Below are 23,688 nucleotides of genomic sequence, written 5' to 3'. Positions count from 1 at the left end.
GCGGCGCGGCCTGCATACCCCTCGCTAAACAGCCCGCACGCCGCGGAGGTCTGCCCAAACCCATGGGCGTAAATATTGCTTTGACTTCCGCTCATACTGATTGGAACAACAGCAAGTGGGACGAAAAACCGCGGCACGGCGGCAAGGTGGATGGGGCACCGATGGTTTGTGGGGAGCGGCGGCCGTTGTGCTTGCCGTGGCGCTGTGCATGGTGTCTGGCTGGACGGACAGGTTGGACCTCCGCCTGTATGACGCGGCCACACCCGTCTCGGCGCCGGCGCCGCTTGCAGAAATCACCATTGTTGGCATCGACAGCGCCAGCCTGAGCGCACTGGGGCCGCAGCCCTGGGCGCGTGACATCCATGCCCAGATGCTGGACCGTCTGTCTGCGGCGGATGCCAAGACCATCGTCTACACACCACTCTTTGTGCAGACCGAATCAGCGGCGGGGCTGGCGCAAGTCCGCAAGATCAAATCCGCTCTGGCGGGTGCAGGAGACGCCTCACCGCTCACCGCGGAACTCTCCCGCCTGACGGCAGAGGCAGAGGCGGCGCTGGACTGGGACGCCCGGCTGGCAGCCAGCATCCAGAAAGCGGGCAACGTGCTGCTGGCGTCCTACTACGGCACGTCGGGCAAAACCGGCCCGCTTCCCTCTTATGTGCTCCGCAGCGCCCTGGCGGACCCGGGCGAACATGCCCTGCCTGCCAACGCCGCACAGCACCCTCTGGCTGCCCTTGGCGCCGCGGCCGTCGGTGTAGGGCACTGGGTGGCGCACGCCGACGCGGACGGCACAGTGCGGCAGGTACCACTGGTACTGCGCGACGATGGTGCGGGCATCCCTTCGCTCGCCCTGCTGGCGGCGCGGCACAGCCTGCATCTGGGCGCCGACGACGTGCGCGTGCAGGCCACGCCTTCGGCGGTGCGCCTGGGCGGGCTGGAGATTCCCACTGACAGCCAGAGCATCATGCGTCCGCGCACGCATGCGCTTGCAGACGGAGCCGCATCGGCCTTTGCCAACGTGTCATTTGCGGCGGTGCTGAACGGTCAAGTGCCCGCCTCAGCACTCAAGGACAAGATCGTGCTCGTGGGGATGACCGCCGATGCGGCGCTCGCCTCATCATTCGCTGCGCCGCCCTTGGCGCAGCCGATGCCTTCTGTGGAATGGATGGCACACACCGTATCGGCCATCCGGCAGGGTCTGGCAGTCAGGGTGCCGGGCTGGTCCGACGCGGTCTCCTGGGCGTCTGTGCTGCTGGGCGTGCTGTTTTTTGGTCTGCTGGCGCCCCGGCTGGCGTTGTCAACCGGAGCTGGCTTGGGGGTCGCACTGGCACTGGTCCTGGCGGCCACCGAGTGGGTGTTGCTGCGTTACGCGAGCCAGTGGGTGCCCCTGCTGGCTGCCAGCGCGGGCGCCTTGGCTGGCACGGCCGCGCTGGGGGTGCTGCGCATGCTGCGCCCGTCTGCCAGAGACGCTGCTGCGTCTGCCGAAGCGGCAGAAACTGACCGCATGATGGGACTCGCGCTGCATGGGCAGGGCCAGCTGGACATGGCCTTTGACCGGCTGCGCAAGGTTCCGCCCAGTGATGCGCTGATGGAAAACCTGTACCACCTGGCGCAGGACTTTGAACGCAAGCGCAACTTCGCCCAAGCCAAGGCCGCCTACGGCCACATCCTGCGGCACGACCGCGACTACAAGGACGCCAAGAGCCGCTACAAGCGCGTCCGCGCACACCTCCAGCAAGGTGCTGACAGCCGCCTCGGCGGCACACCCTCATCGCTCCCGCCCCCTCACAGCGTCAGCCCCCGCCTGCCCGGCGATGCGTCGGTGGGCATTCCCATGCTGGGGCGCTACCAGATCGACAAGGAACTGGGCAAGGGGGCCATGGGGGTGGTTTACCAAGGGCGGGACCCTAAGATCGGGCGGGTGGTCGCCATCAAGACGCTGGCCCTGAGCCAGGAGTTTGAGGGCAATGCACTGGTCGATGCCCGCAGCCGCTTTTTCCGCGAAGCGGAAACCGCCGGCCGGCTGCAGCACCCGCACATCGTGACCATCTTCGACGCTGGCGAAGAGCACGACCTGGCTTACATCGCCATGGAATTCCTCAAGGGTGCCGACCTGGCGCCCGCGTGCCGCAAGGACCACCTTCTGCCAGTGGCCACGGTGCTGTCCATCGCTGCGCGGGTTGCCGATGCGCTTGACTACGCTCACGCCCACAATGTGGTGCACCGTGACATCAAGCCGGCCAACATCATGTTCGACAGCGGCTCCGACACGGTCAAAGTGACGGACTTCGGCATCGCGCGAATCACCGATTCCAGCAAGACCCGCACGGGCCTGGTGCTGGGCACACCCAGCTTCATGTCACCGGAACAACTGGCCGGGAAAAAGGTGGACGGACGCTCGGATCTGTATGCCCTGGGGGTGACGCTGTTCCAGTTGCTCACAGGAATGCTGCCACTGCGCGGCGAGTCCATGACCGAGCTCATGCACAAGATTGCGACGGTCGAGCCGCCAGACATCCGCCAGCTCCGTCCGGAGCTTTCGGAGTCCATCGCCAAGGTAGTGGCATTGGCGCTGATGAAGCGCCCCGAGGCGCGCTACCAGACCGGACGGCAGTTTGCGGCGGATTTGCGGCAGGCCGCAGGAAGCGCACCCGCAGAACTGGAAGCCCCCAGGGCAGTCGTCTATGATGCGGACCGCGATGCGACAGGGCATGAAATGGCGGATTTCCAGGAAACCGTGATGGATCCACCCGCTGTGCGGGGCACGGCACCTCCACCCCCGCCAGTGGCCCGATGACGTTCGCCGCAACATCCATGACCTATGAATTTTTCGCGCGCACCGACAAAGGCCGGGTGCGCACCAACAACGAGGACGCGGTGGCCGTGGACCATGACGCCCAGGTCGCCATCCTGGCCGACGGCATGGGCGGCTACAACGCTGGGGAAGTGGCCAGCGGCATGGCCACCACCTTCATCCGGACCGAAATGGGGCGCTGGCTGGCCCAGGCCGGCACCACGCCCCAATCCACCGATGTCCGGCGCGCGCTGGAGATCTGCGTGGAAAACGCCAATCACGCGATCCTGGGGGCCTCGCTGTCCAACCCCCAATATGCCGGCATGGGAACCACGCTGGTGGTCGGTGTTTTCCACGGCAGCCGACTCATCCTGGGCCACATCGGCGATTCCCGGTGCTACCGCCTGCGCGATGGCGCCCTGCAGCAGATTACGCGGGATCATTCCTGGCTGCAGGAGCAGGTCGACGCCGGCTTGCTCACCGCACAACAGGCTTCCCTGTCGGCCAACCGCAACCTGGTGACACGCGCCCTGGGCGTAGAGCCGAACGTCATGATGGAAGTGAACGAATTCCAGGTAGCGCCCAACGATCTGTTCCTGATGTGTTCCGACGGACTCACCGACATGGTTTCAGACGCCGACCTGGCCGACATGGTGCGCAAGCCTCTGCCTTTGGAGGAAAAAGCCACACAGCTCATCGACACCGCCAACGCGAACGGCGGTCGTGATAACGTCAGCGTGCTGTTGGTGCAGGCCGCCGCGGGAGGCAAGAAGCGCGGCCTCATGTCCCGATTATTGGGCGCCGCCTGAGCGGCCCCAGCTACAACAATTCATCATATTCAGGAGTGGATCATGCCGAAAATGATCGTTTCTATCGACGGGGTTGTCATCAAGGAAGTGCAGTTGACCAAGGAGCGGACAACGCTGGGTCGGCGCCCCTACAACGACATCGTGATCGACAACCTGGCCGTGAGCGGCGAACACGCCGTGATCCATATGACGGGCCAGGACGTGGAGATTGAAGACCTGGGGAGCACCAACGGCACATACGTCAACGCCAAGGCGGTCAAGCGCCAGGAGCTGCGCAATGGCGACACGGTGGAAGTCGGCAAGTACAAGATCCGTTTCCTGCACGAAGCCGACGGCCAGAACTTCGAGAAGACCATGATCTTCAAGCCGGGCATGGTTCCGCCGCTGGGCACGGCCTCCAGGCCTGCTCCGCTCGCTGCAGCGGCACCTGCGCCCGCGCCGATTTCCGCCGTGATCCGTGTGATGTCTGGCGCTGCAGCAGGGCGCGAAGTGTCGTTGCAGAAGGTGGTAACCACGATTGGCAAACCTGGAGTGGCCGTAGCCTCCATCACGAAGCGGCACCAGGGTTTTGTGCTGGCCCATGTCGAGGGGCCCGGCATGCCGGTCCTGAATGGATCGGCAATCGGTGCATCGCCTGTGCAACTCAAGCACGGCGACCGGCTGGAGTTGGCCGGCACGGAAATGCAGTTCGAGCAGAGCTGACGCTGCGCTCGCACCCAAGCACGCCTCGGCGCTGAGCACTTTGTAGCCATTGCCTGCTGTGGGCTATGTTGCCGGGTGCTCTTTCCAGCGCGGCCGCCACATCAGTCCACAAGGAGCCTGATCCATGCGGCGGCTGTTCACCTCACTGTTTCGCCACCGCTGGCGCCGGATCGGCATCACGCTGCTTCCGCTGCTGTTCGCGCTGCTGCACATCTCTGGAGTGCTCCACCTGCAGGTGCTGGAGCGCCTGGACCACATCATCTACGATACGCGGCTGCGGGCCACCATGCCCGGCACGCTGGACGAGCGGATCACCATTGTCGATATCGACGAAAAAAGCCTGGAGCGCCTGGGCCAGTGGCCATGGGGCCGCGACAAGATGGCGGCCCTGTCGCGTGAGTTGTTCGAGCGGCAACAGGTGGCCGTCGTCGGCTTCGACGTCATCTTTGCGGAGGCGGATGGCAGCTCAGGCCTGGCCAGCCTGCAGCAGCTGGCACAAGGACCGCTGAAGTCACAACCCGGATTTTCGGAACAACTGCAACGGCTGGTGCCGTCGCTGGACTATGACGGCCTCTTCGCGCAATCGCTGGCGGGCAAGCCCGCCGTTCTGGGTTTTTACTTCACCAGCGACAGGGACGCGCGCGCGCGCGGCAACCTGCCCGCCCCTGTGCTGCGACCCGCAGACCTGCGCGGCCTACCCCTGAAGGCGACGTCTTGGAACGGGCATGGCGGCAACATCGAGGTGCTGGCGCAGGCCGTCCCGGCTGCCGGGTTCTTCAATTCCATCACCGACGAGGATGGTGTCGTGCGCTCACTCCCCTTGCTCGCCGAGTACCAGGGGCAGTATTACGAATCGCTCGCGCTGGCGGTCTTCCGTGCCATGCTGGGAGCGTCTCAGGTGTCGCCCGGCTATGCCTTCCCGGCTCCCGCAGGCACACACGATACTTTGGAGAGCATCATCGTGCACCAGGAAGGCCGGCCGCTTGCGATCCCTGTGGATGACCGCCTGGCAACGCTGGTTCCGTTCCGCGGCCCGGGCGATGTTTCCGGGGGATCATTCCGCTACGTGTCCGCTTCGGATGTGCTGGAGGGGAGTCTGCCCGCCGGAAATCTGCGTGACCAGCTTGTGCTGGTGGGCTCCACCGCGCCGGGGCTGCTGGATCTGCGCGTTACTCCGGTGGGGCGCACATACCCTGGCGTTGAAACCCATGCCAACGTTCTGTCGGCCCTGCTGGATGGCAAGAACATTGTTCGCCCGGACTACGCGGTCGGGTTTGACGCGCTGCAACTGCTCTTCACGGGACTTTTGCTGGCGGTCACCTTGCCCCTGCTCACCGCTGGAGCTGCCGTGGCTTTGAGCGCCGGCGTGATCGCAGCGCTCACGGGCCTCAACCTCTGGCTCTACGTGTCACATGGACTGGCCCTGCCACTAGCCACCGCCGTGGTGATGTCGGTTCTGGCGTTTGCGCTGAACATGGTCTACGGCTACTTTGTCGAGAGCAAATCCAAGCGCGAATTGGCGGCACTGTTTGGCACCTATGTGCCTCCCGAGCTCGTCGATGAAATGGTGAAAGAGCCCGAGAACTACAGCATGGAGGCCGCCAACCGGGAGCTGACGGTCATGTTCTGCGACATGCGCGGATTCACGGCCATGTCCGAGCGCATGGAGCCGTTGCAACTGCAGGCGTTGCTGAACGAGGTGTTCAGCAAACTGACGCACATCATCAGAAGCCACCGGGGAACCATCGACAAATACATGGGTGACTGCGTCATGGCGTTCTGGGGCGCGCCGGTCGCCACACCAGACCATGCACGCTTGGCGGTGTCTGCGGCCATGGGCATGGCCGCGGCCATTGACGAGATCAACCAGGACCACCGGCGGCGCGGCCTGCCCGAGATCGGTGTAGGTATCGGGTTGAACACCGGGATGATGTGCGTGGGCGATATGGGCTCGGACATCCGGCGCAGCTACACGGTGATTGGCGACGCCGTGAATTTGGGGTCCCGGCTGGAGGGGCTGTCCAAACACTACGGCACTTCCATCGTCGTGAGCGAAACCACCAAAGCCCTGGCACCCGAGTTCGCCTGGAAGCAACTCGACCTGGTCCGCGTCAAGGGCAAAGCGCAGGCGGTCGCCATTTTCTGGCCGGTGGGTGCGCAGAAGGAGATATCGGAAGCCAAAGCCGCGGAGCTCCAGGAATGGGGGCAATTCCTCACGGCCTACTACGCTCAGGACTGGGCAGAATGCGAGGCTAACCTGACCCGCCTGAAAAGCATCCAGCCCGACAGTGTTTTGTACGCGCTCTACGAAGCGCGCATTGCACAATGCATAGCTGAACCGTTTAAGTCCCAGTGGGACGGTGCCACCAATTTCGACAGTAAGTAGTGTGGGCAGGTAGACAGCATGTCATCCCCTGCGCTACGAATCCATTACACCTACAAGGCCCTCTTCCATGAAGGTTCGCGTCCTCGGATGCTCCGGCGCCATCGCCAAGGACTGCCGCACGACATCGTTCTTGATCGATGACAACATCCTGATCGACGCAGGGACGGGTGTGGGAGACCTCACGCTGGACGAGATGCGGAAAATCGACCATGTGTTCCTCACGCATTCGCATCTGGACCACATTGCGGCTTTGCCGCTGATGCTCGACGCCGTGGCATCACTGCGCCAGACACCCGTGCAAATTCATGCATTGCCCCATACCCTGGAAGCGCTGAGCCAACACGTCTTCAACAACATCATCTGGCCCGACTTCTCGTCCATCCCGTCGGCCGCCAATCCTTTCATGCGGTTTCACCCCCTGCATGTAGGCGAGCAACGTGCAACGGCTGGGGTGATCGTCGAGGCGCTGCCAGCGGTCCACACGGTACCCGCTGTGGGGTATGCCGTTCGGGGGAAAGATCGCAAAGAATGGTGGGTGTTCAGCGGCGACACCGAGCGTAACCCGGCCTTCTGGGAGCGTGTGAACGAATTGCCCGTGGCCATGCTCGTCATGGAGACCGCCTTCAGCGAACGTGAAAGCGCCCTGGCCCGCCGTAGCCTGCACTTATCACCACAGAGCCTGCTGGCTGAACTGCACCTGTTCCGGCAGCGAGGTTGCCCTGTCTATATCACGCACACCAAGCCGGCGGAGACGGACGTCATCATGGGCGAGATCGGTGAGTTTCTTGCGGCCGAAGAGGCCAACTTTGCAGGCGCCACCCCGCCATTCATTATTCAGTGGTTGCGAGCAGGTCAACAGTTCGCTCTATGAGTTGCTTGTTTCTGTCGGAGCTATTGAGCCAGCGGCGTTCAAATGGGTCGATGACAAATTCGAACAGATTGCAACAAGGTAAGGACTTAGTGACAGTTGTGACAGGACAAAAATGTCATTCCTTGGTTGCTCCGGCCGTAACATGCATATTACGAAGGGCGGCGCCCATAGTGGGGACCAGAAGAGGCTGGCATAAGAAATGCTACACCAACGGCAGACCTGGGGAATTCATCTGCAGGTTGTTAATTGCAATCGACCTCCAAGGAGTTTCATATGAAGCGTTTCATGCAAAAGGGTTTCACCCTGATTGAACTGATGATCGTTGTGGCGATCATCGGTATCTTGGCCGCCGTGGCGCTGCCCGCGTACCAGGACTACACCATCCGCGCGAAGATCTCTGAAGCTGTTATCGCTGCCAGTTCGCCTAAAAGTGCACTGTCCGAAGCTTTCCAAACAGATTCCGTTGCGGGACTGAATGCCGCCGCCGCCGCTATTAATTCTGCCGCGCCATCCACAAAGTCTTCGAAGTATGTGCAGGGGTATACGGTGGGCGCGTCACCTAACTGGCATATCACTGTATCCGTAGCAGCGAACTCAGGCAACGGTATTCCAACGGCACTCAATGGTAATACTCTGGTTTTTTCTCCTAACGTTAACAGTGCTGCGCCGACGGCATCCGCCCAAGGAGCGATTGATTGGGCATGCGGCTCCAACACCGTAGCAACAGCAACAGCACGTGGATTGGCGAATCGTAGCACGGGCACTTTGCCTGCTAAATACGCTCCATCTGAGTGCCGTTAATTCGGGCCTTGGTGTAATCAAAAGCGAGGCGCTGCCTCGCTTTTTTTCTTTCTGTTTTGACTGAACGTGCGCATTTCCTCCCGCCCCCTGTTCGTCTGGTGGCCCTACAGCCTGCTGCTTGTGGTGGTCGCTGGCCTTTACGGCCAGAGCCTGGGCTTTGGCTATGTATGGGATGACCGTGCTTTGTTTCTGGACAATACCCTGCTGCGGGAAGGCTCGTGGAGCTGGGCCGCTGTGGCGCGCCCGATTCTGCCCGACACCCCATATTTTCGCCCCTTGGTGCTCAGCACCTGGATGGTGGAAATGCAGCTCTTTCAACTGACGCCGCTGTATTCGCACGCAGTCAATGTTGTACTCCACGGGATCAGCACCTGTCTTCTCTTTGCCATTGCTTGTCGCGTTTTTGAGCGGTACGAGGGCGCTCGCACAGCGGCGTTGTGTGCTGCTCTGCTGTACACCGTCCACCCCTGCTTGGCAGAGGGCGTGGCCTGGATTTCGGGACGCTTCGATTTGCTGGCTACCGCGTTGTTGCTGGCAGGTTGTTCTGTTGCCTTGGCACCAGCCACTGTGGTGCGGTGCGCATTGGTGGCAGTGTTCGCGCTGGGCGCCATGCTGTCCAAGGAAACGGGAGTGCTGTTGGCCCCGCTTCTGGTGCTGTTGACCCTGGCGCGATACCCGGCTGCATCAATCGCTGCTGTTTTTCGTGGCCTGTGGCCATATCTGCTGGCCTGCGCTGTGGCTACGGCGGTTTATTTTGTGTTGCGCAGCCAGGGGCTGGGCTTTGCTTCCTATGCAGAATTCGGCTTGGCACAAGTTGTGGACGCGATGATGCGCTATGAAGTGTGGCTGCGCACGCTCTCTTTCTACACCTTCATGGCCTTTGTGCCGTTTAGCGACATCAGCCCCCGGCATGATCTGCTGGTGGAGATGGCGTCGTTCCGCCAGCATGCGGCAGCATTGGGCGTTGCGCTGTTGCTGTTAGTCGCCGTGGTTGGCTTTGCCCTCAAGCGACGTGCTTGGGCGGTGCTCTGGCTGGGGTTTTATGTGGGCATCTTTCCTGTGCTCGGTATTTTTGTCATCAATACCGGAGAAACCATTGGTTCCGAGCGTTTCCTTTACTTGCCTTTGACAATGCTTGCGCTGGCCCTCGCGGCCTTGTGTCTTGACATCCGCCAGCGGTCTCCGCAGCGCCGCGACATTGTGATGCTAACCGGTACTTTAGGCGCGGGCTGGCTGGCTATGTCGTTGTTCGTGACTTACACCGTCACGTCAATGTGGGAAAGTGACCTGCGCCTTTGGAGTTGGCAATACCGCACCAACGCTGGTAACACCCTGGTACGAACGGCATATCTCGCCGCCTTGTCCAAGACCCAGGGTGCTGCTGCAGAAAAGCAGTTCAAGGAAGAAATCGAGCGCATTCGCACCGTCCATGGCGGCCAGTTGCCGCTGAATGTGCAGATTGTCTATTCAGGCTATCTGCTGGAAAAAAACGACCCCGAATCATTGCTCTACTTGCAGGGCATGGTTGAGAACGCTCCCAATATGTGGCGTGGCTTGCAGCGTGGCGAGACCAGTCAAAGCGACAGAGTCACATTCTCCGGTGTCCTGGCCAATTATTCGCAAGCATTGATGGTTTTTGAGGGTGACCTGGTCAATGCCCGCAAATACCTCTTGCAAGCACAAAACCTGGCGCCGCGCGGCGCTGAGTACCAGGTGGTCCATCAGCTGATTGCTCTCGAATACCTCGAAGGCAACAAGGCTACGGCGCTGGCCCTGTATCGCAATCATGCAGGCATGCTGCAGGCCTACAACCTTCGTAAAATGCACGGTGCCATGGGCACCTTGGTCGCCTATACCTGCCTGCGCAAGCAGAGACCGCATTGCGAAGCGTATGCGCAGGAATTCCTCGACTACTTGCGAGAAGATGTCGGCCAGCCCTCGCGCTAGCAAACATTGTCGCTAACGCTCGTTGGTTTACGTCATGAGCACTGTCGCATTCGCACTGTTTCCTCGACTTCGATCCTCTGCACCCTGGGCCTTGCGCCACTTGGTGTTCTCCATGGTCCTCGCGGCCCTGGTGGCATTTCTGGTCATAGGCGCCTGGTTCCCTCCTCCCTTTGTGGACATTTCAGGTGGCCTGTCACTTTTTTTCCTGATTGCGGCGGTGGATGTGGTGTGCGGCCCGGCGCTCACACTGCTGTTGCTTCACCCCGGAAAAACGCGCACGGCGTTAAGTGTGGACATCGGTCTGATTTCTGTGGTCCAGCTTTCGGCATTGATGTATGGGGTGCACACGCTCAGCTCGGCGCGTCCCATCGCTTTGGTGTATGAGGTGGATCGCTTCCGAGTGGTGAGCTATGCAGATCTGGATGTTTCACGACCTGAAACCGTCCCCGACTGGGTTCAGCCCTGGGGCTTTGAGGCCCCCCGCGTGTTGGGGGTGCGAAGCGCCCGGACTGCCGAAGAAAAATGGGAAAGTGTGGACGCTTCATTGCAAGGCATCGAGCCGAGCCAGCGCCCACATTGGTGGCAGGACTACGGCTCAAGTATCCCTCAGGTCAAAGAGCGCGCGAAGCCCCTCGAAGTGTTGCTATCCATGCATCCCCAGGATCGGCAGCGTGTTCAGGCTGCTGCATCACAGGCGGCCGTTGAGCCGAAAGAGCATGAAACCTCACGGTATGAAGAGCTTCTTTGGTTGCCCGTCGTAAGTCGCCAAACCATGGGCTGGGTGGCCTTCATTGATCCGCACACCGCACGCATTCGCGGGTATGTGAAAGCCGACGGATTTGGCGTCTGACGTTTGCGTGCATAGTGCAACGCATTTTTGGGCTGCCCATATGCTGGAGCGATTTTTGCTTGGCGATGCTACTGCACGCAGTAAAAACTGGAGCAGCTCATGAGGCAAAGACAGTCATGCCGCGGTTTTACCTTGATCGAATTAATGATCGTGGTGGCCATTATTGGCATCTTGGCAGCGATCGCCTTGCCTGCATATCAAAACTACACCATCCGAGCGAAAGTGACTGAAGCGGTTGTCGCTGGAAGTCCTGCTAAAGAACTGTTGAGCGAGGCGTTTCAAACGAATGGAGTCAGTGGCATGGATGCTGCAGCGGCTGCGTTCAACGCTGTTCCTTCAAGCCAGCGCGCCAGCAAATATGTCAGCAGCGTTTTCATTACCGGATCGGCCAGCCCTTGGCCGGTTGTACTTACGATTGTCGCCAATTCCGGCAATGGGATCCCGTCAGACCTCGACGGAAACACCATCATCATGTCGCCCAACGTGAACAGCAGCACCCCGACGTCTGCATCAATAGGCAGCATGGATTGGGCTTGCACCAGCGCAAGCGGCCACACGGCCCAAGCGCGTGGATTGGCCAACCGCACACTGGGCACGTTGCCTGCGCGATACGCCCCACTTGAATGCCGCTGAGCGGTCCCCGGTGGGTTGCGTTGACGACCGATTTCATGTGATGTGCACCCTTAAGCAGCAAGCTGAAGTAGGTGTTAAATAAACATCATCAAGGGCTGCAAAGTCAGTGCCTCTGTGAAGATACGCGCCATGTACAGGTGGCAAGCGCACTTGGTATCAGGCCATATGCCGGTCTGCTGGAGGGGGATTCCCAGTCCCGGGCGGCAAGGCCGCCGACAGCAGTGCTTGCCAAAGACGCACCGCGAGCAGGCACAGGATCAACCAGAACAAGCCCTGCGACACCCACGACAACACCTGCCCCAACCAAGGCCGCTGCCACGCAAACGGCTTGCGTGCCACAAAATTTTCTGCCGCCTGGCGCTGCGCAGGGTCGTCCATGCGGAAGCCATCGCCGGGCTGGCAGGCGTTCTCGGCGGGGTGTACTAGGCAGGCGGGGTTGAAGATCATGCTTTGCCCCGCTGCATCCAAGGCGAGCGCCGGCCCGGGGCGCAGGCGCCCGGGTTGCGGGAAGGCTTCGAGCCTGTAGCCATACAAGGGGTTGTAGCAATAAGCCTGCGAGGCGCCGTCGAGCATGGCGTCATTGCGGGCCAGGCCACGCTCGGGCGTGATTTCGATGCGCTCGAGCGGCATGGCGCCCGCGCGCAGCGACTGCGAATGGGCCCGCAGCACCGGCTTGGGGTCGTAGGCCTGGATGTGCGGGTCGAGGTAGTAGCTGTTGGGTGCTAGCGCCTGCCCCAGCCAGATGACCGCGCCAGCGCCCAGCGCGTACCACCAGGCGTGCTGCTGCACAGGCAGGCGGGCCAGCACCTGTTGCACCGGCCACGCCAGCAGCCATTGCACCAAGGGCACATAAATCACGATCCAGCGCATGGGCCAGGCGGCACTGTTGAGGATGGGAATCTGCTTGAGCATTTCGCGCACCGCGCCCTGGTTCCACAGCAGCAGCGGCGGCAGCACCAGCAGCAGCAGCACCCCCGCCCACAGCAGCCAGCGTAAGGCACCGAAGGGTGCGGGGGCCAACAGGTGGGCTTCCGCCGTAGCGGTGCGGATACCTTGGCGGCGCTGCTGCAGCACCCAGGCCCCCGCCACCAGCGCCACCGCCAGGGCGCCCAAACCGAACTCGAGGGCCCATTCGTGCGGCAGCACCGAAAACTGCACGCCTGAAAGGCGGCGCATGCCGAAAAAGGTGGTCCATTGCGAGGGCAGCAACAGCGCCATCACCGGCGCAACCAGCGCATCCTGCAGCGCAGCAAAGCCGGGCATGCCATAAAAGTCGCGCGGAAAGTTGCGCATCAGGCTGGCGGCTTCGTACAGTTTGGAGCCGTTGAGCGCAATTGCCAGCACGCCCCCCAGCGCAGCGCGCGCCAGCAGCAAATCAAACCGCGCGCGCCCTGTCAGCACCAGCACCAGGCCCAGCAACATGACGCCCAGGAAGCTGGGCACCATCATCCCGGCAAAGCCGAAATGCAGCCAGGCGGTCAACGCCAGCGTGACGCCCAGTACCGGGCCAACCAGTTTGCCACGCCAGCCCGCTTGCGCCGGCCAGCACAGCGCCAGCAACAGCCAGGGCCACACATAGAGCGGCTGGTAGCCCGATTCACCCACGGCCGAGCGCAGGGGCATAAAGGCATGTGCCATTCCCAAGATGGCAAACACCAGGGCGCCAGGCGCCTGCCACCCCAGCAGGCGACGTGCCACCAGATAGCCCCCCCAGAACGCCAGCGCCGCGAAGAACAGCGTACCCACTTCGATCGCCTGAAACGGGTCCAGAGCCAGTGCCAGCCATTGCACGGGCGAGAAAAAACCCGCCTGCGGATCGGTGAAAAACGCCGCGCCCGCGCACCAGGCGGGCGTGAACCACGGGGGGTTGAACAGCCCGGCGATCAGGCCATTGCTTTGCAGCCAGAAGCGGCCCTCCAGCAGGCCCGTGGCCGACAGGGCGAAGTCGTGCCCGACATGCTCCAAGCTCGCATAGAAAGGCCGCGCCAGAACGCGATAAAAAATGGCAAGACTGGCGAGAAAAGCCAGCCACACCACACCGGTGCCGCGCAGGGCAGCGGCTATTCGCATGCCCAGCCACTGGAGCCGGAACGGTTCTGCACTGAAGGTGAACGATCGGCCCAGCAGGAAGCCGCTGGCCGCTTGGGTGGCCATGACCAGCACCTGCCCGGCCAACGGGTGCACACCCTGGGCATGCAGGGCTTCGAGCATGAACATGCCGATGCCCAGCAGACCCAGGAAAACACCCTGAAAGCGCAGATATTGCGCGGCCAGTGGGTCAGACTCTGCCTTGAACACCCAGCGCCGTTGCACCCAAAACGCTTGCGTAGTGGCCACCCCATGGGCGATGGCTACCAGGGTCCACAAAGGGGCGAAGGATTCGCCGATGTTCCAGATCAGTGCAAAGGCCAGCCATGCGAAAAAGGTGTTCCACACCCCGAAGGCAAGATAGCGCAAGGCTTGAGATTGGCCAAACAGCATAGAAATCAGATTTTCACGACGAATGCTTGCCCTGTTTGCAAGACAAACAGGGATTCCGGCCGATTGAAAAAGAATTCGTCGATTGCTTTTCTCGCGCCAGGGGTCGATGGGAATCCGTAATCGTCAAAAAGCATCATCCCACCTTTTACCAATCTTGGGTAAATGAAACGGATGGTATCAGCGATGGGTGCGTAGAGATCCAGGTCGATATGCGCGAAAGCAATTTTGTCGTCATTGAGGCCCACGAATGTTTCAGGGACCCAGCCTTGCCGGTAATCAATCCAGTCAGCTTCGCCAACGAACGCTTTGACTTCTGTCAATGAGGTTTCCGAGAAATCTCCGGCGCGGTGGCGATCGCCTTGCTCGTCATTCGTCACTTTCATGCCTTCAAAGGTGTCGAAAAGACGCAACATGCGCCTCCCCTCTGCGGTTTGAATGGCATCTCGAATAATTCTGGCGGAACCACCTTTATAAACGCCTAGTTCATAAACTGCACCTTCAAAATTCAGCGCTTGGTGCAGGGAGTTTTCAAGATGGTAGAGAGCCTCTGGTCGTAATAGTGTTTTCTTTTGAACGAGCTGATACATGCCTGCTCTTATTGGTGTCAGCCACGGTTGGAATACCATGCCATAACATTCAGCATCCGGAATATTGCGAATAACCAGTTTGCCGTACAGGAATTGCCAGATGGCGGGCGGAGTCCACTTTTTTCCCAGATCAATAAAACCATTGCCACCGACTTCGAGTAAGGCGATATTTTTCATGTCAATCAGTAGGATGTGAACCATTCAACGCGGCGCCGATGAATCAAAATTCACCCTGCGCAACTCCACCACATGCGGAAAGTTTTGCGCCCGCAGGTGCAGTGATGCCACATATTCGCCAATGAGCCCGGCAATCAGAATCTGCACAGAGCCAAACAAAAAGATGCCGATCAACAGCGGTGCCTGCCCCAGCGGAAACTCATACCAGAAGAGCAGTTTGGCCACCAGGTAGCCCAGCGCAATCAAGAAGCCGAGCGCAGACAGGCCAGCGCCCAGCAAGGTTGCCAAGCGTATGGGCGCGCGCGACATGCTGGTGAGGCCCAGGATGGACAGGTCCAGCAGCGTGAGGATGTTGTTCTTGGTGATACCCGACTGGCGCCGGGCTTTGGCAAATGCAATCGTCTCCAGCGGCAGGCCGAATTCGGCAATCAGGCCGCGCACATAGGGGTAGGGGCCGGCCGTGCTGCGCAGCAGTTCGACCACGCGCCGGTCATACAGGCCAAAGCCGGTGAAGGCGGCAATGGGCTGCGCCTCGGCCAGGGCGGCCAGGGCACGGTAATACGCCTTGCGGCACAGGCCCAGCAGGCCTTTTTGCGCCTCGCCCTCATACACCCCGGCGACCACGCAAGCGCCGCGCTCCCAGGCTTCGATGAAGCGTGGAATCAGCTCGGGCGGGTCTTCCAGGTCTGAAGCCAGGCAGATGACCGCCGCGCCGCTAGCTTGCAGCAGGGCATGGAAGGGCGAGCGCACATGGCCGAAATTGCGCGCGTTGACGATCAGCTTGACCCTGCGGTCTTGCGCGCAAAGCGTGGTGATACGTTCGACCGTGGCGTCTGCGGACTGGTTGTCGATAAAAATCAGCTCGAAGCGGTAACGCGATTCCAGCGGCTGGAGTGCCGCCAGGATGCGGTCGTACAAGGACTGGACATTGTCCTGCTCGTTGTAGCAACCCGTGACGATGCTCAGCAGCTGCAGGTCTTGCGGTGGTGGGGGTGGGGGTGGGGCAGTCATAAGCCGCGCTGGTAGATGAGTTGGCGCAGGCTTTCGTTCTCGGCGTGCGGACCATCGATGTCGTCGATGCGCAGCGGGGCGTCGGCGCCTACGGACTGGCGCAGCACCTGCCCATTCATCAATTCACGGCACGAAAGCTGGCCCTTTTGCAGCGGAATGGCGAGGTAGAAATCGTCTGGCTGCAAAACATGGCCCGCGGGCAGGTCGCTCTTGACATACACCCCGCGCACCAGACCGTCGAGGTAAGCGATTTCTTTGGGCGGCGGTATGCGCTTTTGCGTGCCGGGGGAGCCGCACATTTCGATGGCTTTTGTGTAGCTCTTGAACCAGGTGTCGGCCTGCGCGGGCAGGGTGCAGTATCTGGAGACGGGGATGCCGTCAGCCTCGATGTCGATGTGGCGCTCGAAGGTGCGTGCGCCCTTGGCGTACGCCATCAGGATGGAGCTGCTCCAGTCCGTCATTTCATGGGTGGAGAAGCCGATGACGTTTTCGGGGTAGCGGTCGCGCAGAAAATCGATCTGGTTGAGTTCCAGCTCGGAGTCTTCCGACGGATAGATGGACACGCAGTGGTTGACGGCCAACGGAATGTTGCGATTGCGGAAGAACTTGACCAGATCGTCCACGTCCTTGAGCGAGGAGCCTCCGGTGGACACGATGACCGGTTTGCGCGTGCTGGCGATTTTTTCGATCAGGATCCAGTCGTTGAGGTCGGAACTGGCGATCTTGATGATCTCCACGCCCAGTTCTTCGCACAGGTCCACCGAGGCCTCATCGAAGGGGGTGGACATGCGCACGCAGCCCGAGCTGCGCACATGTTCGATCAGGCTTTTGTAGTCGGCCTTGGTCAGCTGCGTGTCGATGGTTTTCTTGATGTAGCGGATGTCTTCGCGCGCACGAAAATCTTTGTGGATGAACCGGTCCACATCGCGGAACTGGAGCTTGATGGCGGCCCGGACGCCGTTGAAGCGCACGATGCGGGCAAAGTCATTCACGATGCGCTGTCCGCGCTCGAGGCTGCCCCAGTGGTTGTTGGCCAGTTCCAGCACGAACAGGCCATCAAAGAGGCGTTTTCCTTCTTCGTAGTAATTCATCAATACTTCTCCTTGAATGATCTGCATGAAATGGGGTGGGACTCAGTCCGCCAGCGCGTCCAGCGCCAGCACCTGCCGATCCGGATGGCTGCCCGCCAACACGCGCCGAATGGACGCCGACGCGGCGCGTGCCGCGAGGATGGCGACCGGGGCCTGCGGGGCCAGGGCCAGGCCCTGGTCGGGCGCCATGATGGGAATGCCCGCCAGCCGCCGGCCTTGCTTGGAGGTATCGGAATCCACCAAGGCAAGCACCTCGCATGCGTCGAGCAAACCCTCTGCCAGCACGCGCTGTGCCTGGCTGCCCGTTCCCCAGATGATGATGGCAGAGCCGGCTGCCGCAATGACCTGGTAGGCCGAAGCCAGCCAGTGCCGGAGCCGGTCCTCCTGTTCAAGCAGGTAGCGCTCCACACGGTGCGAGTCTGTGGGTGACCCATCGGTTTCGGCTGCAGTTGGACTGCGCCGCAGCAAGGCCCAGCACGCAGGGTAGGTGACGCCGCCGGCCAGCGTCAGCGTGCTGCGGCCCTGGGCCTGCATGGCCAACGCGGCACGGGCGCCGAGGCGGGCATGGTCTTGCACCGCAAAATGGTTGATGTGCTCCGGGTCGAAATAGTAGAACGGCACGTTGGGGTGTTCGCCATAGCCCTGGCGGTCCGGGGTTTCGACATACAGCACGCCGGTGGGTTTCAGCAGGGTGGCGGCTTGCGCCATGCCTTCGAGCGGCGACCATAGATGTTCCAGTACGTGGCTGAGCAGCACGGCGTCGGCCTGGCCTGCCAAGTTGGCGGGCAGGTCGTCCAGCGACCCCAGCCGCGCATCGAGGCCGCTGGCCTGCAGGGCCGCAACGCAGCGCGGATCGGGGTCGAGTGCCACCCGGCGCACATCGGGGCGCAGCCCGCTCAGGACCTGTAGGAAGTCGCCACTGCCCGCGCCAATGTCCACCAGTGTTGCACTGGGCGGCAATTGCGGGAGAAAGCGGTGCGCCCGCTCCACCAGCGGGGCCTGGGCCTGCGGCGTCAGGCCGGCCCTGACCTCGTGCGTCGCAGCGTAGATGGAGTTGCGCCGGTAGTGGGCCAGGTAGTCTTGGGCGGTGGCTTCCGAATCTGCATAGACGAAGCCACAGCCCTGGCACAGAGTGATCCGGGTGTAGCGCGGCAGGGTCGAGTCATCGAACAGGGCGTAGCGCATGGTGCGCAGAACGCGCCCCTGGGCGGCGCCGCAGGCTGGGCAGGTGCGGCTCATCGCTTACGTTGCGGGCAAAGGCTGCACATACAGCACAACGTCGAAGGAGTTGTGGGCATGGGCACGCAGAAAGTAGCGGTGACGAGGCAGCCAGCGCTGAAGGAGCAGCGGGATCTCCCACAAGTGGCGGTAGTGGTGGTACACCGCGATGGCGAGGCCGGGCTGGAAGCGGCGGATCAGTTCCGAGGCGCCCTCCAGCGCGTCCGGTTCTGCGCCTTCGATGTCCATTTTCAGCAGGCTGGGGGCGAAGGCCGGCAATGCTTCGTCGAGGCCCAGCGCTTGCACCTGCACCGCGCCATCGGCGCGCACATGGCTGGAGCCTGCCCCTTGCGCCTCGAAATGCAGCAGGCACGCGTGGCGCGCCACCGCACAGGGCAGGCAGATGGCGGGAATGCGCTGGTCGCGGACGAGCGACACCAGCTGGCGATAGTTCCGCGGGTCAGGCTCCAGGCACAGGGCCTGGTCGATGGCGTAGCCCGCAGCCTGTGCTGCCAGCAGGGTGTCGCCATCGAAGGCACCGCAATCCACCAGACGCAGTGGGGTGGGCCAGCGCGGCAGCGATGCGGGAAAGTACTGGCTGGCCTCTGGCGCGCCCAGCGCCGCATACCGGCCTTCGGCGCGCAGGGCCACGATGCCCTGCAGAACGGCGCGGCTGGCATCGTCGGCCAGCACCGCGCTCAATGCATTCAGGTCTGCGGTGTGCTCCGCATAGACACGCGGGTCTGTAAGCCAATAACTGTCAGGCAATGCATCGGGGAACCAGCGGCAGACGTCCACCAGTGTGTGCACGGGGCCGAACCCTTGCGCCTGCAAATCCTGCTGCACCTGGGCCACGGAATGCGCGGGGTTGTGAATGGCGATGACGACGGGTGGCGTGGCGCCCCGCGCGTGCCGGGCTGCCAGCCAGTGCTGGGGCGATACGACGGGCAGGCCTTCCAGCACGCTGCCCGGTTGCGCCTGGCGGTCTAGCAGGGCCAGCACTTCCATGCCCCGTTGGCGCAGCGCACGCACGGTGCGCAGGCCCATGCCTCCGGCGCCATAGACCAGTACGGATGAAGGTTTGTCGGCTTGGCTAAGGTTCATGGCGGAGTCTCGATCGCCATCGCCTGGCGCAGTTCTTCGGCCGGGAGGAAGGGGTAGAGGTCTTCAAGTGACGGCGAAATGATCGACCCATCGGGCAACTGCCGTGAGCTCATGCGCGGCTCGAAGCCTTGCTGGCCGTCTAGCATGGCTTCGATGATGGCGGGGCCGGGCTCGGCCAGTGCGGTTTTTAGCGCTTGGGCAAACTCCGGGCCGGCAATGCGGTGTGCAGCCAAACCATAGGCGGCGCCAAGGCGCACGTAGTCGGGCAGCGTGACACCACTGGACGGGCTTTCGCCGGAGGTGCGCTTGAAAAAGTTCTGCTGGCTCGACCGGATGGAGAGGTAGCCGTCGTTGGCCAGCACGACGATCTTGATGGGCAGTTGATAGTGCGCGATGGTCTGCAGCTCCTGGATGTTGAGCTGTGCGCTGCCGTCGCCAGCCAGGCAGATGACGCGCTGCCCCGGGCTTGCGAAGGCGGCGCCGATGGCGGCCGGGATGTCATAGCCCATGGAGGCCGAGCCCGAATTGGAGAACAGGCGCATGCCAGAGCGGATGGGGCCGACCTGGAAGGGAATGATGCAGGCGCTGGCGTTGCCGGTGACAAAAATGTCGTTGTCCTGTGCGTGGGCAAACAGGGTTTCGATAAACCAGTAAGGGTTGATACGCTGGTCGCGCAGGCTGTGCAGGTGCGGGGCGACCAAGGGGTAGCGCCGGCGCCGGTCGGCGATCCATTGCAGCCAGCCTGCGCGGTGCTGCGGCAGGGGCTGGCGGCGCTCATTTGCGCGTGCCAGCAGCACGGGTGCGATGTCGCGCAGATCCGCCACAAGAGCCTGATGAGGGCTTATTGTGGGTTTACGCATTTCTGCGGGATCAATGTCGATTTGAACTATGCGGGCATTGCGCGCAAAGCTATCAAAATTGTAGCTGGTCTGGCGGATGTTGAGACGGCTGCCCAGCACCACCAGCAGGTCGGCGTTTTGCAGCACGAAGTTGCCTGCGCGGGTGCCTATGGTGCCGGGGCGGCCGGCAAAGAGGGGATGGGTGCTTTCAATGGTGTCATGCGTCCAGCCGGTGGCCACAGGCACTTGCAGGAGTTCTGCCAGGGTCAGCAAGGTTTGCTGTTGGTCTGCGAGGCGCACGCCCGTACCCCAGAACAAGAGGGGGCGCTGCGCGGCCTGGATCTGGTCGAGAATGTCGTCCGCAGCGGCTTGCAGCGCTTGCGCGCTGACAAGGCGGCCCTCGATAGCGGGTAAGCTGCCATCCCACGGGGGGCATTGGTCGGGGTCGATGTCTGCGGACTGTACGTCGATGGGAACGTCGATCCACACCGGGCCGGGTCGGCCATGCTGGCTCAGAGCCCAGGCGCGCTCGAGGGTGGCGGGGGCGTCTTGCGGATCAAGCAGGCTGATGACGTCTTTGCAGACCGGGCGGGCCATGGCGGCGATGTTCACTTCCTGGTCTCCCAGCTGGCGCAGGCCGGGCACCGGGTTGGAGACGAGGTGGGTGGCGCGTTTGACCTGGCCCGAAATGACCAGCATGGGAATGGAGTCGGTGAAGGCCCCATAGACGCCATTGAGCGCGTTGATGCCGCCCGGCCCGGTGGTGACGTTGACGATGCCCGGCTGGTTGTGCATGCGTGCATAGCCTTCGGCGGCCATGGCGCAGGCTTGCTCGTGGTGGCAATAGACTGGCACCAAGCGCCCTTCGTGGGCGAAAGCGTCGTTGAGAAACATGGCGCCGCCGCCGGTCAGCGTGAACACATGGCGGGCCCCCAGGTCGGCCAGACGGCGGGCGATGAACTCGGCAACTCTCATGATGTGGCAGGAAGGGGTGACAGGGGGTGGTGGGTGGAGGCTGCACTGCGTGCCCATTGCAGCATATCGGCAATGGCGCTGTGGCGGTCAATGACAAGGGAGAGGCCGTGGGATTGAGCCAGGGTGGTGTCGGGCCAATAGGCGGATGGGTCGGCCCCGTCGGCTGGGCCGCCCATGATCCGGGGGACCGGGCCGCCAGCCTGGGCAGCAATTTCTGCGGCCAGTGCGGCAATGCTGACGGGTTGCGAGGATCCGATGTTGATCGCCTGACCCCGCAGGGGGCTGGCGAGCAAGGCCAGCAGCCAGGCGGCCAGATCGGCGGGGTGCATATAAGAGCGGACGGGCGTGCCATCGCCCTGCACGATGATGCTTTGACCAGTGGCAGCATCCCGTACGAAGTTGCCTGCGGCAAAGTGCTGATCGAGCGGCAGCCCCGGCCCAAGGAAGGCAAAGGGCCGAGAAATGCAATAGTCTGCGCTGGCGCAGGCCACCAGGGCTTCGGCCATGCGCTTGGCGTTGCCGTATGCGGACATGCGTTCCAGCGGGTGCGGGGCGCCGGTGGCGATGTGCGCCTCCTGGGTCGGGCCCATGGAAAGCCGCCGCGCCCCATACACCGCACCACTGCTGACGAGGTGCAGGTGCGCTCCACTGCGCTGTGCCAGGGCCAGTGCACCGAAGGTGCCGTCCAGAATGACCTGCGCGGCCTTCAGCGGGTTGTGGGCGTAGTCGCGGCTGTCGGAGCTGGCGGCCATGTGCAGCACGTGGGTCGTGCCTGGGTGGATGGGTAACTGAGCGAAGTCTTGCGCTCCGCCGCGCAGCCAAGTAAGCCCTGGATCGCTGGTGGACTGGCGCCGGCGGCTGACGCATTGCGCGGTGAGGGCGATGCCGCGCTGGCGCAGGCGCTGCAATGCCAGTTGCACCCACTGTCCAAAAAAACCGGTGGCCCCTGTGATGAGCAGGCGCGCACCTTGCAGCCCGGCCCAGCGTGTCGCGGGGGTAGCGTCCAGCGCGCGGTCGAGCAGATCGCCGGTCGCCATCAGTCGCTCCAGGCCGTGCCCAGATAAGCGGCGATGGTGCGAGCCATGTAGTCGATTTGCACGCTGTCGATGCCGGGCCAGATGCCGATCCAAAAGGCCTGCTCCATAAGGATGTCGGCCTGCGTCAAGGGGCCGACCACGCGGTAGTGGTGCTGGGCGAAGTAGGGCTGGCGCGTCAGGTTGCCCGCAAACAGCAGGCGGGTGCCTATGCCTTGTTGCTCCAGGTAGGCCGTGAGGGCGTTGCGGGTGCAGGGGCCACCGGGCTTGAGCACCATCAGGAAGCCGAACCAGGAAGGGTCGGCACCGGGCAGCACTTCGGGCAGCAGCAGGTGCTGGTCGGCACCGTGTGCCCGCAGCGCCTGGGCCAGCGCGGCATGGTTGCGCTTGCGCGCTTCAATGAAGCCGTCTAGCCGCTGGAGCTGGGCAAGACCTACGGCCGCCTGCATGTCGGTGATTTTGAGGTTGTAGCCGGCGTGGCTGTAGGTGTATTTGTGGTCGTAGCCTTCAGGCAGTTGGCCCAGCTTCCAGCAAAAGCGTTTGCCGCAGGTGTTGTCTTTGCCGGGCGGGCAGTAGCAGTCGCGGCCCCAGTCGCGGAACGATTCGGCGATTTTCATGAGCAGCGGGTCGCGGCTGAAGACGGCGCCGCCTTCGCCCATGGTGATGTGGTGCGCGGGGTAGAACGACAGCGTGCCGATGTCGCCAAAAGTGCCGCACGGTTGCCCGTTCAGCGTGGAGCCGAAGGCGTCGCAGCAGTCCTCGACCACCCACAACCCATGCTGGCGGGCGATGCGCATGATTTCGCGCATGTCCATGGGGTTGCCCAGTGTGTGGGCCGCCATGACGGCCTTGGTGCGTGGCGAAATGGCCGCCTCGATCAGCGCCGGGTCGATGTTGCCGGTGGCCAGGTCCGAGTCCACAAAAACGGGCACCAAGCCGTTCTGGAGAATGGGGTTGACCGTGGTGGGAAAACCGGCGGCCGCCGTGATCACTTCGTCGCCCGGCTGCAGCGCGCGCAAGCCCAACAGAGGTGAGGTCAAGGTGGACAGCGCGATCAGGTTGGCGGACGACCCAGAATTGACGGCGATGGACCGTACTGCGCCGAAGTAGCGCGCGATGTCCTGCTCGAACTGGTCGGAATACCGGCCGGCCGTGAGCCACAGGTCCAGGCTGGCGTCCACCAGGTTCTCGGCCTCGGGCTCGCCCACCACCTTGCCGGACGGCGGAATCTTGCTTTTGCCGGCCTCGAACGGGGCTCGGTTCAGTTGTGCGCCGCGTGCGTGTTCACGGGCATTCTGGCGCGCAAAGGCGCGTAGCAGGCGGTCGGCCTCGATCCAGGGCAGACGGGCTGTTGCCTCCAGAGCGTCCACGGGAAGCA

General features: G+C 62.5%; 18 protein-coding genes. 9 read left to right on the top strand and 9 right to left on the bottom strand.

What is annotated here, in order from left to right; translation table 11 throughout:
- Positions 1–115: 115 nt before the first annotated feature.
- The 9 genes from ACK4HJ_RS03475 (at position 116) to ACK4HJ_RS03435 (ending at position 11,793) form a co-directional block, all read left to right on the top strand.
- A complete protein-coding gene (locus ACK4HJ_RS03475) occupies positions 116–2,797 on the top strand; it encodes a CHASE2 domain-containing serine/threonine-protein kinase (RefSeq protein ID WP_409827746.1) in 2,682 nt (893 codons plus the stop codon).
- A gap of 17 nt (positions 2,798–2,814) precedes the next feature.
- Positions 2,815–3,603: a Stp1/IreP family PP2C-type Ser/Thr phosphatase gene (locus tag ACK4HJ_RS03470; RefSeq protein ID WP_409827744.1), complete on the top strand. Its 789-nt coding sequence runs from the start codon at positions 2,815–2,817 to the stop codon at positions 3,601–3,603.
- Positions 3,604–3,645: 42 nt separating this feature from the next.
- Positions 3,646–4,305, top strand: coding sequence for an FHA domain-containing protein (locus ACK4HJ_RS03465; RefSeq protein ID WP_409827743.1), 660 nt, complete (start codon positions 3,646–3,648; stop codon positions 4,303–4,305).
- A 124-nt stretch (positions 4,306–4,429) separates the two neighbouring features.
- Positions 4,430–6,691 carry a CHASE2 domain-containing protein gene (locus tag ACK4HJ_RS03460; protein WP_409827741.1) on the top strand — a complete coding sequence of 754 codons (2,262 nt, stop codon included), beginning with the start codon at positions 4,430–4,432 and terminating at the stop codon, positions 6,689–6,691.
- 67 nt (positions 6,692–6,758) lie between these two features.
- Entirely contained in the window at positions 6,759–7,562 is an 804-nt protein-coding gene (locus tag ACK4HJ_RS03455; RefSeq protein WP_409827740.1) for a 3',5'-cyclic-nucleotide phosphodiesterase, read from the top strand.
- A gap of 273 nt (positions 7,563–7,835) precedes the next feature.
- Positions 7,836–8,363 (top strand): pilin, encoded by a 528-nt coding sequence (locus ACK4HJ_RS03450; RefSeq protein WP_409827738.1) that lies wholly within the window; start codon positions 7,836–7,838, stop codon positions 8,361–8,363.
- 66 nt (positions 8,364–8,429) lie between these two features.
- Positions 8,430–10,310, top strand: coding sequence for a hypothetical protein (locus tag ACK4HJ_RS03445; protein WP_409827736.1), 1,881 nt, complete (start codon positions 8,430–8,432; stop codon positions 10,308–10,310).
- A 34-nt stretch (positions 10,311–10,344) separates the two neighbouring features.
- Entirely contained in the window at positions 10,345–11,160 is an 816-nt protein-coding gene (locus ACK4HJ_RS03440; protein ID WP_409827734.1) for a hypothetical protein, read from the top strand.
- A gap of 99 nt (positions 11,161–11,259) precedes the next feature.
- Positions 11,260–11,793 carry a pilin gene (locus tag ACK4HJ_RS03435; RefSeq protein ID WP_409827732.1) on the top strand — a complete coding sequence of 178 codons (534 nt, stop codon included), beginning with the start codon at positions 11,260–11,262 and terminating at the stop codon, positions 11,791–11,793.
- A gap of 156 nt (positions 11,794–11,949) precedes the next feature.
- Here the strand turns inward: ACK4HJ_RS03435 and ACK4HJ_RS03430 are convergent, their stop codons facing one another.
- From ACK4HJ_RS03430 to rfbH, 9 genes are read right to left on the bottom strand one after another with little or no spacing between them, the layout of a single operon-like run.
- On the bottom strand, positions 11,950–14,250 hold the full coding sequence (locus ACK4HJ_RS03430; RefSeq protein ID WP_409827730.1) for a GtrA family protein: 2,301 nt from the start codon (positions 14,248–14,250) through the stop codon (positions 11,950–11,952).
- A gap of 29 nt (positions 14,251–14,279) precedes the next feature.
- Positions 14,280–15,038, bottom strand: a complete 759-nt coding sequence (locus ACK4HJ_RS03425; protein WP_409827728.1) for a TylF/MycF/NovP-related O-methyltransferase — start codon at positions 15,036–15,038, stop codon at positions 14,280–14,282.
- A gap of 24 nt (positions 15,039–15,062) precedes the next feature.
- Positions 15,063–16,049: a glycosyltransferase family 2 protein gene (locus ACK4HJ_RS03420; RefSeq protein ID WP_409827726.1), complete on the bottom strand. Its 987-nt coding sequence runs from the start codon at positions 16,047–16,049 to the stop codon at positions 15,063–15,065.
- Positions 16,046–17,140 (bottom strand): N-acetylneuraminate synthase family protein, encoded by a 1,095-nt coding sequence (locus tag ACK4HJ_RS03415; RefSeq protein ID WP_409827724.1) that lies wholly within the window; start codon positions 17,138–17,140, stop codon positions 16,046–16,048. The genes ACK4HJ_RS03420 and ACK4HJ_RS03415 overlap by 4 nt, the downstream gene beginning before the upstream one ends.
- A gap of 42 nt (positions 17,141–17,182) precedes the next feature.
- The gene (locus ACK4HJ_RS03410; protein ID WP_409827722.1) at positions 17,183–18,379 is read right to left on the bottom strand and encodes a class I SAM-dependent methyltransferase; all 1,197 of its coding nucleotides are present in this window, start codon (positions 18,377–18,379) and stop codon (positions 17,183–17,185) included.
- A gap of 3 nt (positions 18,380–18,382) precedes the next feature.
- Positions 18,383–19,462 (bottom strand): FkbM family methyltransferase, encoded by a 1,080-nt coding sequence (locus ACK4HJ_RS03405; protein ID WP_409827721.1) that lies wholly within the window; start codon positions 19,460–19,462, stop codon positions 18,383–18,385.
- The gene (locus ACK4HJ_RS03400) at positions 19,459–21,276 is read right to left on the bottom strand and encodes a thiamine pyrophosphate-binding protein (protein ID WP_409827719.1); all 1,818 of its coding nucleotides are present in this window, start codon (positions 21,274–21,276) and stop codon (positions 19,459–19,461) included. Before ACK4HJ_RS03400 ends, ACK4HJ_RS03405 begins: the two co-directional genes overlap by 4 nt.
- Positions 21,273–22,313, bottom strand: coding sequence for an NAD-dependent epimerase/dehydratase family protein (locus ACK4HJ_RS03395; RefSeq protein WP_409827718.1), 1,041 nt, complete (start codon positions 22,311–22,313; stop codon positions 21,273–21,275). Before ACK4HJ_RS03395 ends, ACK4HJ_RS03400 begins: the two co-directional genes overlap by 4 nt.
- Complete coding sequence (rfbH, locus tag ACK4HJ_RS03390) at positions 22,313–23,680, bottom strand: lipopolysaccharide biosynthesis protein RfbH (protein WP_409828088.1); 1,368 nt, start codon at positions 23,678–23,680, stop codon at positions 22,313–22,315. The genes ACK4HJ_RS03395 and rfbH overlap by 1 nt, the downstream gene beginning before the upstream one ends.
- Positions 23,681–23,688 lie beyond the last annotated feature (8 nt).

The organism is Acidovorax sp., from assembly GCF_046294525.1.
Classification (GTDB): Bacteria; Pseudomonadota; Gammaproteobacteria; order Burkholderiales; family Burkholderiaceae_C; genus Acidovorax.
This window is presented reverse-complemented; position numbering and strand designations above follow the sequence as displayed.

What these genes read in the sequence shown, in the direction of transcription:
- ACK4HJ_RS03470 (WP_409827744.1), top strand. Translation starts at nt 2,815, where the DNA reads ATGACCTATGAATTTTTCGCGCGCACCGACAAAGGCCGGGTGCGCACC.
- ACK4HJ_RS03450 (WP_409827738.1), top strand. Translation starts at nt 7,836, where the DNA reads ATGAAGCGTTTCATGCAAAAGGGTTTCACCCTGATTGAACTGATGATC.
- ACK4HJ_RS03425 (WP_409827728.1), bottom strand. Translation starts at nt 15,038, where the DNA reads ATGAAAAATATCGCCTTACTCGAAGTCGGTGGCAATGGTTTTATTGAT.
- ACK4HJ_RS03435 (WP_409827732.1), top strand. Translation starts at nt 11,260, where the DNA reads ATGAGGCAAAGACAGTCATGCCGCGGTTTTACCTTGATCGAATTAATG.
- ACK4HJ_RS03415 (WP_409827724.1), bottom strand. Translation starts at nt 17,140, where the DNA reads ATGAATTACTACGAAGAAGGAAAACGCCTCTTTGATGGCCTGTTCGTG.
- ACK4HJ_RS03440 (WP_409827734.1), top strand. Translation starts at nt 10,345, where the DNA reads ATGAGCACTGTCGCATTCGCACTGTTTCCTCGACTTCGATCCTCTGCA.
- ACK4HJ_RS03395 (WP_409827718.1), bottom strand. Translation starts at nt 22,313, where the DNA reads ATGGCGACCGGCGATCTGCTCGACCGCGCGCTGGACGCTACCCCCGCG.
- ACK4HJ_RS03410 (WP_409827722.1), bottom strand. Translation starts at nt 18,379, where the DNA reads ATGAGCCGCACCTGCCCAGCCTGCGGCGCCGCCCAGGGGCGCGTTCTG.
- ACK4HJ_RS03420 (WP_409827726.1), bottom strand. Translation starts at nt 16,049, where the DNA reads ATGACTGCCCCACCCCCACCCCCACCACCGCAAGACCTGCAGCTGCTG.
- ACK4HJ_RS03405 (WP_409827721.1), bottom strand. Translation starts at nt 19,462, where the DNA reads ATGAACCTTAGCCAAGCCGACAAACCTTCATCCGTACTGGTCTATGGC.
- ACK4HJ_RS03465 (WP_409827743.1), top strand. Translation starts at nt 3,646, where the DNA reads ATGCCGAAAATGATCGTTTCTATCGACGGGGTTGTCATCAAGGAAGTG.
- ACK4HJ_RS03460 (WP_409827741.1), top strand. Translation starts at nt 4,430, where the DNA reads ATGCGGCGGCTGTTCACCTCACTGTTTCGCCACCGCTGGCGCCGGATC.
- ACK4HJ_RS03455 (WP_409827740.1), top strand. Translation starts at nt 6,759, where the DNA reads ATGAAGGTTCGCGTCCTCGGATGCTCCGGCGCCATCGCCAAGGACTGC.
- ACK4HJ_RS03400 (WP_409827719.1), bottom strand. Translation starts at nt 21,276, where the DNA reads ATGAGAGTTGCCGAGTTCATCGCCCGCCGTCTGGCCGACCTGGGGGCC.